Annotated in this window: 11 protein-coding genes; 7 read left to right on the top strand and 4 right to left on the bottom strand. The window is 70.9% G+C overall.

The features are described 5' to 3' along the window. Nucleotides 1–4: 4 nt before the first annotated feature. The 3 genes from B5557_RS03450 to B5557_RS03440 form a co-directional block, all read right to left on the bottom strand. Nucleotides 5–1,054 carry a (-)-alpha-amorphene synthase gene (locus B5557_RS03450; RefSeq protein WP_231976240.1) on the bottom strand — a complete coding sequence of 350 codons (1,050 nt, stop codon included), beginning with the start codon at nucleotides 1,052–1,054 and terminating at the stop codon, nucleotides 5–7. After that, a complete protein-coding gene (locus tag B5557_RS03445) occupies nucleotides 1,038–2,513 on the bottom strand; it encodes a cytochrome P450 (RefSeq protein WP_079657708.1) in 1,476 nt (491 codons plus the stop codon). The genes B5557_RS03450 and B5557_RS03445 overlap by 17 nt, the downstream gene beginning before the upstream one ends. Nucleotides 2,514–2,694: 181 nt before the next feature. Further along, nucleotides 2,695–3,195 (bottom strand): MarR family transcriptional regulator, encoded by a 501-nt coding sequence (locus tag B5557_RS03440; protein WP_079664567.1) that lies wholly within the window; start codon nucleotides 3,193–3,195, stop codon nucleotides 2,695–2,697. Nucleotides 3,196–3,301: 106 nt separating this feature from the next. On the opposite strand from B5557_RS03440, the gene B5557_RS03435 reads away from it, so the two are divergent. Genes B5557_RS03435 through B5557_RS03425 form a run of 3 tightly spaced genes read left to right on the top strand, consistent with a single transcriptional unit; the run spans nucleotide 3,302 to nucleotide 6,175 of the window. Then, nucleotides 3,302–3,685 carry a hypothetical protein gene (locus tag B5557_RS03435; protein WP_079657707.1) on the top strand — a complete coding sequence of 128 codons (384 nt, stop codon included), beginning with the start codon at nucleotides 3,302–3,304 and terminating at the stop codon, nucleotides 3,683–3,685. Between the two features lie 59 nt (nucleotides 3,686–3,744). Continuing rightward, the gene (locus tag B5557_RS03430) at nucleotides 3,745–5,283 is read left to right on the top strand and encodes an acyl-CoA synthetase (protein WP_079657706.1); all 1,539 of its coding nucleotides are present in this window, start codon (nucleotides 3,745–3,747) and stop codon (nucleotides 5,281–5,283) included. Nucleotides 5,284–5,293: 10 nt separating this feature from the next. Continuing rightward, nucleotides 5,294–6,175, top strand: a complete 882-nt coding sequence (locus B5557_RS03425; RefSeq protein WP_079657705.1) for an alpha/beta fold hydrolase — start codon at nucleotides 5,294–5,296, stop codon at nucleotides 6,173–6,175. Here the strand turns inward: B5557_RS03425 and B5557_RS03420 are convergent. Next, the gene (locus B5557_RS03420; protein ID WP_079657704.1) at nucleotides 6,133–7,737 is read right to left on the bottom strand and encodes an acyl-CoA synthetase; all 1,605 of its coding nucleotides are present in this window, start codon (nucleotides 7,735–7,737) and stop codon (nucleotides 6,133–6,135) included. The two genes, B5557_RS03425 and B5557_RS03420, sit on opposite strands and share 43 nt — an antisense overlap. A gap of 177 nt (nucleotides 7,738–7,914) precedes the next feature. Between B5557_RS03420 and B5557_RS03415 the strand changes: the two genes are divergently transcribed. The 4 genes from B5557_RS03415 to B5557_RS03400 all read left to right on the top strand — a co-directional run bounded on the left by B5557_RS03415 (nucleotide 7,915) and on the right by B5557_RS03400 (nucleotide 12,020). After that, complete coding sequence (locus tag B5557_RS03415) at nucleotides 7,915–8,715, top strand: crotonase/enoyl-CoA hydratase family protein (RefSeq protein ID WP_079657703.1); 801 nt, start codon at nucleotides 7,915–7,917, stop codon at nucleotides 8,713–8,715. 154 nt (nucleotides 8,716–8,869) lie between these two features. Next, nucleotides 8,870–9,811 (top strand): Zn-ribbon domain-containing OB-fold protein, encoded by a 942-nt coding sequence (locus B5557_RS03410; RefSeq protein ID WP_079657702.1) that lies wholly within the window; start codon nucleotides 8,870–8,872, stop codon nucleotides 9,809–9,811. Continuing rightward, the gene (locus tag B5557_RS03405) at nucleotides 9,808–10,857 is read left to right on the top strand and encodes a thiolase domain-containing protein (protein ID WP_079657701.1); all 1,050 of its coding nucleotides are present in this window, start codon (nucleotides 9,808–9,810) and stop codon (nucleotides 10,855–10,857) included. Before B5557_RS03410 ends, B5557_RS03405 begins: the two co-directional genes overlap by 4 nt. Beyond that, a complete protein-coding gene (locus B5557_RS03400) occupies nucleotides 10,854–12,020 on the top strand; it encodes a thiolase domain-containing protein (RefSeq protein WP_079657700.1) in 1,167 nt (388 codons plus the stop codon). Before B5557_RS03405 ends, B5557_RS03400 begins: the two co-directional genes overlap by 4 nt.

Here is a 12,020-nt window from a genome sequence, read left to right as displayed (position 1 = left end):
TCGGTTAGGCCGTCCTTCCTGCTGGGTACAGAAGTCCGAATGGCCCGCATGGGTGTGCGGACGCGACCGCGGTGTCCGCGTAGCGCGGCACGGTGCGGGACCAGTAGTAACATCCGCGGATCCAGCCGACCATGCCGTCCACGTAGCCGGCCCCGGCGGCGCTCAACTCCGCTTTCATCTCCTCGTGGAGACTCTCGAACTCGATGATCGTGGCGTTGATCTGCCGGATGGCCAGCAGGACAGCCTCGGGGAGGGAAGCTTGGTGTGCGCGCTGGTGAGCAAGGGCCACATTGATCATTCCGCCCGTCCGTTGTTCTTTCACGGCGGAGAAGAGATCGGGAATCCACACTGCAGCGTCGGCCGACAGTCGACCCAGGCGTTGTACCACGGGGTCACCGAGAAACTCGGGGGTCAACTCGCACGGGCCGGCCGACTCGCACAGCGGATAGAAGGGCTCGACCCCCGCGGTCAGCGAACGGATCGAGTTGCACAGTCCCATGCCCACCGGGAACGGATGCGCCTGCGCCACCGCCTCGTACAGCAGGCCGTGCACGTATTCGCGGCTCTTCCAGGCCCACCGCTCGGCCTGGGCGGGGGTGCACCGCTCGCGGACCCGCCGGTGGAGATCGGCCAGGGCCGCCCCCAGCGGGGTGCGGGGCGGTTCGCCGTCCCGCAGGATTGCGATGCTCTCGCACAGCATGGGCAGCAGCAGCGCCGGGGACTGCCGCCCGATTTCCTCCGCCCGGTCGTCGAAGACGAATTGATAGGCGATCTGGTCGGCCACGATCTGGAGGATGCCGGAGTCCACGGTCGGGCTGTTGTAGGACGCGAGTTCGGCGGGCCGGGTGTAGCCGATCATCGCCGCCACCCCCGGTTCGTCGGTCAGCCCCCACTTGTGCAGCCATGCGTCGACGCCGGCGACCGCCTCGGATTCATGGCGATTCCGCAGGAACGGGTACGGCATGTAGAGGTGGTCGTCGATCAGCTCTTTCAGGCTGGCGGCCCGCATTTCCTCTTGGGTGGCGAGCGTGGCTTCCTCATGCGTGGTCGACACCGCTGTCACCGGCCCTTCGGGAATCCTGTACGGGGTGTGCAGCGGTTTCCCGGCGGGTGCAGGAACCCGGGTGGGGCGAGGTGCCGATCGGCACGCGTGCGCGCGGTTCGCAGATCATCACCAGAGACCTCGGCCCCAGCGTCGCCCCGGGGCGCGGTGGTGCGACGGGGCCGGGCAGATGGGTCAGGCGCCAGCGGGCGGCGACGGTGGCGAGGGCCACCGTGGTCTCCGTCATGGCGAAGGCGTCGGCGATGCATTTGCGGCTGCCCGTGGCGAACGGGAGCATCGCACCGTGCGCCGCGGTGGCGGCCCGCCCCTGCGACCAGCGCTCGGGGAGGAACCGATCGGGATCGGGGAACCACGCGGGATCGTGGTGCAGCAGGTAGGGGCTGTACACGAGGGTGGCTCCCTGAGGGAGGCGCAGGCCGGCGAGTTCGGTCTCCTTGGTGGTGATGCGCGTGAAGAGCCAGCCGGGCGGCGAGTGGCGCAGCGTCTCGGTGATGACGCATCGGGCGTGCACGAGGCTCGGCAGGTCGTCGGGCCCCGGCCGTTGTCGTCCGGCGAGCACGGCGTCGATGTCGGCGTGCAGACGGCGCTCCGCCTGCGGATGCTGTGCCAGGAGGCTGAACGCGGAGGCCAGACACAGGGCGGTGCTCTCGGAGCCGGTGAGCAGGAGCGAGACGAGGTGGTCGTGGACTTCCCGCTCGGTGATCGCCGTGTCCGGGCCGGTGGCGCGGGTGGCCTCCAGCAGGGCCCCCAGCAGGTCGTCGCGGGGGGTTCCCCGTCGGCGCTCGGCGATGGCGGCGTCGATGATCGTGTGCACGCGCTCGACCGCCCGCCGGTAACGACGGTTCGCGGGCGAGGGAACGCGGAACAGGGCGTCGACCGGTACGACGGTGCGGACGAACAGCCCGCGGACGATGTCCGCGAGGCAGTGCCGCACGTCGGCGGCCGTCGTTGCGTCGAGCGAGTCGGAGAACAGGACACGGCTGATGATCCGTGTCGACAGGGCCATCATGGCCGCGCTGACGTCGACCTCCTGCCCGGCACGCCAGTCTTGGCACACCGCCTCGGCCTCCTCGGCCATCAGTTCCGTCTGATCGGGCAGGCGGGACGGGATGAAGGCGGGCTGCAGCAGCCTGCGCTGGCGCCGATGTTCCTGGTGGCGGCTCGTGACGATGCCGTCGCCCATCAGCAGGCGGAGCCGGTCGAAGAGCGGGCCCCCCTTGTCGAAGGTGCGCGAGTCCCCGAGCATCCGGTGGACCAGCTCCGGATGGCACACCATCCAGGCGCGCTGGGGACCCAGTCGTATCTCGACCAGATCTCCATGCGCGGGCAAAGAATTCAGAAAAGCCAACGGGCGACGGTACAAGGCGATACCGTGGCCGAGGAATGGGAATATGCCTGGCGCAGTACCCACCCTCCATGCGCATTCCCGTTCAGGCACAGCGTTGCTCATTGAATACCCCCTGCCTCATACGGCACTCGAAAATCAATGGACGTTGCACTGACTTGGCGCCTGAGTCATGTTCTGCCCAGTCCGCACGGGTGCCGTTAGCCGTGAATCCTTTCTGCAGGGGGGCGCACAGGAGTACGCAGAAGCACAAGAAGCATTTCGCCGAGGGGACATTCCCGGCGACTCACTCCCTTTCCGCGTCGACCTCGGCCTCGTAGGCGAGCAATGTGTCCACGAACAGCCGTCGCTGACCGGGCGTCAGCGGGGCCAGGGCCCGGCGCCAGGCCGCCGCGCCCGGGGCGAGCCAGGCGGAGATCGCGGGTTCATGGGCGTCCGCGATGGCGACGATCCGGCGGCGGCGGTCCCGCTCGTCCTCGCGGCGCTCCAGGACGCCCTTCCGGTTGAGGTCGCCGATCAGCAGGCTCACCGTGGTCGGGGCGACCTCCAGGCGTGCGGCCAGTTCGTTGACCGTCATCGGTCCGTCGAGGAGCAGGTACGCCAACAGGGAGAGGTGGCGCGGGGCCAGCGAGAAGGCCCGCAGCGCCTCGGGCACGGGGATCCTCTTCGCCCTGCCCACGAGGCGCGGCATGAGCAGCAGCAGCTCGCGAACGGTCGCCTCGACGCCGGTGTCGCCGCGGTCGTCGGTGTCGTCGGCGGCGGCGTTGTCACCCGTGGCGCTGGACATGGACATCCGGCACTCCTCGCATTACCTTTGATGTCAAAGCTACTTTGTTCCGCTAGCTGAGCTGAACCGACCGTCATGGTACGCACCGCGCGAAACGGAGATCCGCATGCCGCACTACACCGTTCACATCAGCGAGGACGCCCTCGACGGGACCGTCGAGGAGAAGCTGATCGGCGCCCTGGCCGACGCCGTCGGCTCCGTCTACGGGGATCGGCTGCGCGGCCTTGTCGGCGTCGACCTCATCGGCATCCCGCGCCACCGGCGTGGCATCGGCGGCCGGCCCACCGACAAGGTCGCCCCGCAGCTCACCCTCAGCATGCGCGAGGCCGCCTACCACCTGCCCCAGGTGCCGGACGCCCCGGCCCGTCTGATCGGCGCCACGGCCGACGCGGTGGCAGCCGTCCTCGGCGAGGACATCCGCGAGCAGACGATCGTCAGTGTCGTCGGGGTGCCCGACGGCCGCACCGGAGTGGCGGGCGCGGTGGCGTGACCCCTCGGGGCGCGCCCGCGACTTGACCTGCCCCGGCCGCCCCCCGAGGATCATGAGGCATGAGGCCCGGACATGGCAGTACGGTCGACGGGGTGCTGCGGCGCAGCGCCCGCCGCACCCCGGCACGCGTGGCGGTCGAGTACCGCGACCGCACCTGGACCTACGAGGAACTCGACGAGGTCGTCTCGCGGGCGGCGAGCGTCCTGCTCGGCGAAGGGCTCGCCCCCGGCGACCGGGTCGGCGCCTACGGCCACAACTCCGACGCCTACCTCATCGCGTTCCTCGCCTGCGCCCGCGCCGGCCTGGTCCACGTCCCCGTCAACCAGAACCTCACCGGCGACGACCTGACGTACATCGTCGGCCAGTCGGGCAGCGCACTGGTCCTCACCGACCCCGACCTGGCCGGGCGACTCCCCGACGGAGTACGGCGGTTGGCGCTGCGCGACACCGACGACTCGCTCCTCGCCCGACTGCCCGCCACCCCCGCGTACGACGGCCCCGAGCCGCGCGCCGAGGACCTGGTGCAGCTGCTCTACACCTCGGGCACGACGGCCCTGCCCAAGGGCGCGATGATGACCCACCGCGCCCTGGTGCACGAGTACCTGAGCGCGATCGCAGCCCTCGATCTGAGCGCCGGCGACCGCCCCGCGCACTCCCTTCCGCTCTACCACTCGGCGCAGATGCACGTCTTCCTGCTGCCGTACCTCGCGGTCGGCGCCACCAACATCGTGCTGGACGCGCCCGACGGCGACCGCCTCTTCGACCTCATCGAGGCGGACCGCGTCGACAGCCTCTTCGCCCCGCCGACCGTGTGGATCGCGCTGGCGAACCGCCCCGACTTCGCCGACCGTGACCTGAGCGGGCTGCGCAAGGCGTACTACGGCGCGTCGGTCATGCCGGTGCCCGTCCTGGAGCGGCTGCGCGAGCGCCTGCCCGAACTGGGTTTCTACAACTGCTTCGGCCAGAGCGAGATCGGCCCGCTCGCCACCGTCCTCGCCCCCGACGAGCACAAGGGCCGCATGGACTCCTGCGGGCGCACGGTCCTGTTCGTGGACGCCCGGGTCGTCGACGACGACGGCGCGGACGTCCCCGACGGCACACCCGGTGAAATCGTCTACCGTTCCCCGCAGTTGTGCGAGGGCTACTGGGACAAGCCCGAGGAGACCGCCGACGCCTTCCGTGACGGCTGGTTCCACTCCGGCGACCTCGCCGTCCGCGACGCCCACGGCTACTTCACGATCGTCGACCGGGTGAAGGACGTCATCAACTCCGGTGGCGTACTGATCGCCTCACGCCAGGTCGAGGACGCGCTGTACACCCATGACGCCGTCGCCGAGGCCGCCGTGATCGGCCTGCCTGACGAGAAGTGGATCGAGGCGGTCACCGCCGTGGTCGTCCCCCGCGGCGAGGTCACCGAGGACCAGCTCATCGCCCACGCCCGCGAGAAACTCCCGCACTTCAAGGCCCCCAAGCGCGTGCTCTTCGTGGACGAACTGCCACGCAACGCCAGCGGCAAGATCCTCAAGCGGGAGCTGAGAGACCGCTTCGGCCCGCTCACCCGGGAGAACTCCGTTGCGGACGGGCGCGGACCGAGCTGAGGATCAGGACATGCCGACCTTCACCGCGCCCGACGGGACCGAACTCGCCTACCACGTGCGGGGCGAGGGCGAGCCGCTCGTCGTCCTGCCCGGTGGTCCCATGCGGGCCTCCGCCTACCTCGGCGACCTCGGCGGTCTCACCGCTCACCGCCGGCTGATCCTCCTCGACCTGCGCGGTACCGGCGACTCATCGATCCCGGCGGACCCGGCGACCTACCGTTGCGACCGGCAGGTCGACGATGTCGAGGCCCTGCGCGTCCAGCTGGGACGGGGACGGATCGACGTCCTCGCCCACTCGGCGGGCGGCAGCCTGGCCCTGCTGTACGCGGCACGCTACCCGGACCGCGTCTCCCGGCTGGCGCTGATCACCGCCACCCCGTGGGCCCTGGGCCGGCCGGCCACGACCGAGGAACGGCTGGAGGCCGCCCGACTGCGCGCGCACGAACCGTGGTTCGCGACGGCCTTCCCGGCGTTCGAGGCCTGGCTCGCGGGCGAGGGGGAACCCGACTGGGCGCTCGTCGGCGCCTTCTTCTTCGGCCGGTGGGACGACACCGCCCGCGCCCTCGACGCCGCCGCCGACGAACAGACCAACGTCGAGGCGGAGGCACTCTTCCTCGACCCGGCCGCCTTCGATCCACCGGCCCTGCGCACCGCCCTCGCGGACGTGACCGCCCCGGTCCTGGTACTCGCCGGCGAGGTGGACGGCGGGCCCCGGCCCGAGGTCGCCCGGCTCGTCGCCGACGCCTTCCCCGACGCGGAGCTCGCCGTGCAGCCCGGGGCCGCCCACCACCCGTGGCTGGACGACCCGGAGTGGTTCGTCCGCCGTACCGTCGCCTTCCTCGAAGCGGGTCAGCCGCTCTCGGCGGTGGCCACCTCCCGCGCCCAGCGGTAGTCCGCCTTGCCGCTGGGCGAGCGGCGGATGGACTCGGCGAGCACCAGCTGGCGCGGGATCTTGTAACCGGCGAGCCGGGTACGGCAGTGACGCTGGATGTCCTCCAGAGAAGGCAGCGGGGCGCCCGCCCGCATCTGCACCACGGCCGCCACATGGTTGCCCCACGTCGCGTTCGGTACCCCGGCCACCAGGGCGTCGTAGACGTCCGGATGGGACTTCAGCGCCTGCTCGACCTCCTCGGGGTACACCTTCTCGCCCCCGGTGTTGATGCACTGCGAGCCCCGCCCGAGGACGACCACCACGCCGTCTTCGTCGACGGTCGCCATGTCGCCGAGCAGCACCCAGCGCTCGCCGTCCTTCTCGAAGAAGGTCTCGGCCGTTTTCACCGGGTCGTTGTAGTAGCCGAGGGGCACATGGCCGTGCTGGGCGACCCGGCCGACCTCACCCGGCGCGACCGGCTCGTACGTGGCCGGATCGACCACCTGCGTACGGGAGTTGACCCGGACGCGAAAGCCGCGTTCCGGCCCGGAGTCCTCCGTCGCCGTGCCGTTGAAGCCGGACTCCGAGGAGCCGAAGTTGTTCAGCAGCATCGCGTTCGGCATCAGCGCCCGGAACTGGCGGCGGACCGTGTCCGACATGATCGCCCCGGACGAGGACACACTGAACACCGACGAGCAGTCCGTGCCCCGCAGCGGACCTTCGAGCGCGTCGATCAACGGCCGCAGCATCGCGTCGCCCACCAGGGAGATGCTGGTGACCTTCTCCTTCTCGATCGTCCTGAGCACTTCCTCGGGCACGAACTTGCGGTGGATCACCACGCGTTGGCCGAAGTTGAAGCCGATGAAGGAGGTGAGCGTGGAAGTGCCGTGCATCAGCGGAGGAGTGGGGAAGAAGGTGATCCCCGTCCCCCCGGCCGCGACCCGCTCGGCGATCTCCTCCGGCTTCTTCACCGGTTCCCCGGTCGGCGAGCCGCCGCCCAGCCCCGAGAAGAACAAGTCCTCCTGACGCCACATCACCCCCTTGGGCAGGCCGGTCGTGCCCCCGGTGTAGATGATGAACAGGTCGTCGCCCGAGCGGGCCGGGAACCCGCGCTCGGCGCGGCCGCTCGCCTCGGCCTCGTCGAAGGAGGTGATGCCGTCGCCCGCCGGCCCCACCCGGACGAGGTGCCGCAACGCCGGCGCCTGCGGCAGCGCCGCCGCCACCCGGTCCGTGAACTCCGCGTCGAAGACGAGTCCGACCAGGTCCGCATCCCGGTAGAGGTAGACCAACTCATCTTCCACATATCGGTAGTTGACGTTGACGGGCACGATCCGGGCCTTCAGGCAGCCCAGCACCGTCTGCAGGTACTCGACGCCGTTGTACAGATGCAGGCCCAGATGCTCGCCGGGGCGCAGCCCGCTGTCGAGGAGGTGGTGGCCGATGCGATTGGCGGCGGCGTCCAGCTCCGCGTAGGTCAGCCGGCGTTCCGCGCCCGTGCCCGGATGGTCGACGTACACGAGCGCCTCGCGGTCGGCCGCCACGTCGACGACCGACTCGAACAGGTCGGCAAGGTTGTACTCCACCGCTCCTCCTGACCTCACGGGGCCTGGTTCTCCCGACGGTTCGCCGGTCATCAGAGCAAAGGGCGCGGCAAGTGGGAAGGGTTCCCGCGAAGAAATCTGACTGACTGTCAGAAAACCCTTGAACTGCCATCACGCCTCCTGCAACCTGTTCTCGTTCTTTCCGAGGGGAGATCTGCGATGGGCGGTACCGAACACCTCACCGTGCGGCGCGAAGGCGCCACACTCGTGCTCACGCTCAACAGGCCCAAAGCCAGGAACGCGCTCTCGATCGCCATGCTCGTCGGCCTGTACGACGGCTGGCTGGAGGCCGACGAGGACGACTCGGTCCGCTCGATCGTGTTCACCGGCGCGGGCGGCGCGTTCTGCTCCGGCATGGATCTCAAGGCCCTCGCCGGTCAGGGCATGGAGGGGGAGCAGTACCGCGACCGGCTCAAGGCCGACCCCGACCTGCACTGGAAGGCGATGCTGCGCCACCACCGCCCCCGCAAACCGGTGATCGCCGCCGTCGAGGGCACCTGCGTGGCGGGCGGCACCGAGATGCTCCAGGGCACCGACATCCGCGTCGCGGGCGAGTCCGCCACCTTCGGCCTCTTCGAGGTACGGCGCGGCCTGTTCCCGATCGGCGGCTCCACGGTCCGCCTGCAACGCCAGATCCCGCGCACCCACGCCCTGGAGATGCTGCTGACCGGCCGGCCCTACACCGCCCGGGAGGCCGCCGACATCGGCCTGGTCGGGCACGTCGTCCCCGACGGCAGGGCCCTGGAGACGGCCCTGGAGATCGCCGAACGGATCAACTCCTGCGCCCCGTTGGCGGTCGAAGCCGTCAAGGCGTCGGTGTACGAGAGCGCCGACCTCACCGAGACGGACGGACTCGCCGCCGAACTCGCCCGGGGCTGGCCGGTGTTCGACACGGCCGACGCGAAGGAAGGCGCACGCGCCTTCGCGGAGAAGCGGGCACCCGTCTACAAACGCGCGTGACGCTCCGCCGGGTGAGCGGTCGGTGGCGCCGCTTCCCCTGCTGCGGATCCGTCGTGGCTGGTCGCACCCACGCGGCGGAACCGCATGTGTCACCCGCCCCGCGCCCCTTTTGGGCGCTCCAGCCGACCCCGGCTTCCCAAGGAGGCAGCCCTCGATGCCCGAAGTCCTCAAAGCTCCGCTCGTCGTCGAGTTTCCGTTCACGCGGTCCGTCGGGCCCGTCCAGAGCGCCTTTCTCACCGGCCTGCGCGAGCGCGTCACCCTGGGCGTGCGCACCGCCGACGGCCGCGTCCTCGTGCCTCCCGTCGAGTACGACCCCGTCACCGCCGAGGAGATCCACGACCTCGTGGAGGTCGCCCCCACCGGCACGGTCACCACCTGGGCCTGGAACCACGCCCCCCGCCGCGGCCAGCCCCTCACCACCCCCTTCGCCTGGGTGCTCGTCCGCCTCGACGGCGCCGACACCGCACTCCTGCACGCCCTCGACGCCGCCGGCCCCGACGCCGTCCACACCGGGATGCGCGTGCGGATCCGCTGGGCCGAGGAGCGCACCGGAGCCATCACCGACATCGCCTGCTTCGAGCCGTACGACGGCGCACGGGCCGAACTCACGGGCACGACCGGCACGTTCGAGGACGCGGTGCGCGGCATCGTCGCTCCCGCCCGGCTCGACTACACCTACTCGCCCGGCCGGGCCCAGACCGCCTACATCAACGCCCTCGCCGACCGCAGGACCGTCGGCGAACGCTGCCCGTCCTGCAGCAAGGTGTACGTGCCGCCCCGGGGTGCCTGCCCCACCTGCGGAGTCCCCACGGCGGAACAGGTGGAGGTGGGCCCCGGCGGCACCGTCACCACCTTCTGCATCGTCAACATCAAAGCGAAGAACCTCGACATCGAAGTCCCCTACGTCTACGCCCACATCGCCCTCGACGGCGCCGACCTCGCGCTGCACGGCCGGATCGGCGGCATCCCCTACGACCAGGTGCGGATGGGACTCAGGGTCGAACCCGTGTGGACGGAAGGCGGCCGCTACCCGGACCACTACCGGCCGACCGGCGAACCCGACGCGGACTACGACCAGTACAAGGAGCTGCTGTGACCAGGGACATCGCCGTCGTCGCCTTCGCGCAGACCGACGTCCTGCGCACCACCGACGAGCTCTCCGAGGTCGAGATGCTCATGCCGGTCCTGCACAGCGTCCTCGATCGGACCGGCCTGAAGACCGCCGACATCGGCTTCACCTGCTCCGGCTCCAGCGACTACCTCGCCGGCCGCGCCTTCTCCTTCACCCTCGCCCTCGACGGCGTCGGCGCCTGGCCGCCCATCTCCGAGTCCCACGTCGAGATGGACGGCGCATGGGCGCTGTACGAGGCCTGGACGAAACTGCTCACCGGCGACGCGGACACCGCGCTCGTCTACTCCTACGGCAAGTCCTCGCCCGGCTCCGTGCGCGACGTCCTCACCCGCCAGTTGGACCCGTACTACGTCGCCCCGCTGTGGCCCGACTCCGTCGCCCTCGCCGCGCTCCAGGCCCAGGCCCTGATCGACGCGGGCGACACCGACGAGAGCGCCCTCGCCGCGATCGGGGCCCGCAGCCGACGGGTCGCGACCCTCAACTCGCGGGCCCAGCTACGGGGTTCGCTACCCCAGGGGGACTACCTCGTACGGCCGCTGCGCACCGGCGACTGCCCGCCCGTCGGCGACGGGGCCGCCGCCGTGATCCTCGCGGCAGGCGAACGGGCCCGCGAGCTGTGCTCCCGGCCCGCCTGGATCAGGGGCATCGACCACCGCATCGAGGCCCACGCCCTCGGCGTACGCGACCTGACCGATTCGCCCTCGGCCCGCCTCGCGGCCGAGAAGGCCGGGGCCTTCGAACGGCCCGTCGACACCGCCGAGTTGCACGCCCCGTTCAGCGCACAGGAGGTCGTCCTGCGCAAAGCCCTGCGGCTGGACGACAGCGTGCGGGTGAACCTGTCCGGCGGAGCCCTCGCCGCCAACCCGATGATGGCCGCCGGCCTCATCCGCATCGGCGAGGCCGCCTCCCGCATCCACCGCGGCGAGTCCGACCGCGCCCTCGCCCACGCCACCTCCGGCCCGTGTCTCCAGCAGAACCTGGTCGCCGTACTCGAAGGGGAACCGCGATGAGCAAGGAGCCCGTGGCCGTCGTCGGGATCGGCCAGACCAAGCATGTCGCCGCCCGGCGGGACGTCTCGATCGCCGGACTGGTCCGCGAGGCCGCCGGGCGCGCCCTGGTGGACGCCGAGTTGACGTGGGCCGACATCGACGCCGTCGTCATCGGCAAGGCCCCCGACTTCTTCGAGGGCGTCATGATGCCCGAGCTGTACCTCGCCGACGCGCTCGGCGCGGTCGGCAAGCCGATGCTGCGGGTGCACACGGCCGGCTCCGTCGGCGGCTCCACCGCGCTCGTCGCCGCGAACCTCGTGGCGGCCCGCGTCCACAGCACCGTGCTGACCCTCGCCTTCGAGAAACAGTCCGAGTCCAACGCCATGTGGGGCCTGTCCCTCCCGATCCCCTTCCAGCAGCCCCTGCTCGCCGGGGCCGGCGGCTTCTTCGCGCCGCACGTGCGCGCCTACATGCGGCGCAGCGGCGCTCCCGACACCGTCGGCTCGCTCGTGGCGTACAAGGACCGGCGCAACGCGCTCAAGAACCCCTACGCCCACCTCCACGAGCACGACATCACGCTGGAGAAGGTCCAGGCCTCGCCGATGCTCTGGGACCCGATCCGCTACTCGGAGACCTGCCCCTCCTCCGACGGCGCCTGCGCGATGATCCTCACCGACCGGGCCGGAGCCGCCCGCGCCCCCCGGCCGCCCGCCTGGATGCTCGGCGGCGCGATGCGCAGCGAGCCGACCCTCTTCGCCGGCAAGGACGCCGTGTCGCCGCGGGCCGGCCAGGACTGCGCCGCCGACGTCTACCGGCAGGCCGGCGTCAGCGACCCGCGCCGCGACATCGACGCCGTCGAGATGTATGTCCCGTTCTCCTGGTACGAGCCCATGTGGCTGGAGAACCTCGGCTTCGCCGACGAGGGTGAGGGCTGGAAGCTCACCGAGGCGGGGGTGACGGAGCTCGACGGCGACCTGCCCGTCAACATGTCGGGGGGCGTCCTGTCCACCAACCCCATCGGCGCCTCCGGCATGATCCGCTTCGCCGAGGCGGCGCTCCAGGTGCGCGGACAGGCCGGCGAACACCAGGTGGAGCGGGCCCGCAAGGTGCTCGGACACGCCTATGGCGGCGGCTCGCAGTTCTTCTCCATGTGGCTCGTGGGAGCGACGGCCCCGGAGTCCTGA

This window comes from Streptomyces sp. 3214.6 (assembly GCF_900129855.1).
In the GTDB taxonomy this organism is placed as follows: Bacteria; Actinomycetota; Actinomycetes; order Streptomycetales; family Streptomycetaceae; genus Streptomyces; species Streptomyces soliscabiei.
The sequence above is the reverse complement of the archived record's forward strand: the minus strand, read 5'-3'. Positions and strand labels throughout refer to the sequence as shown.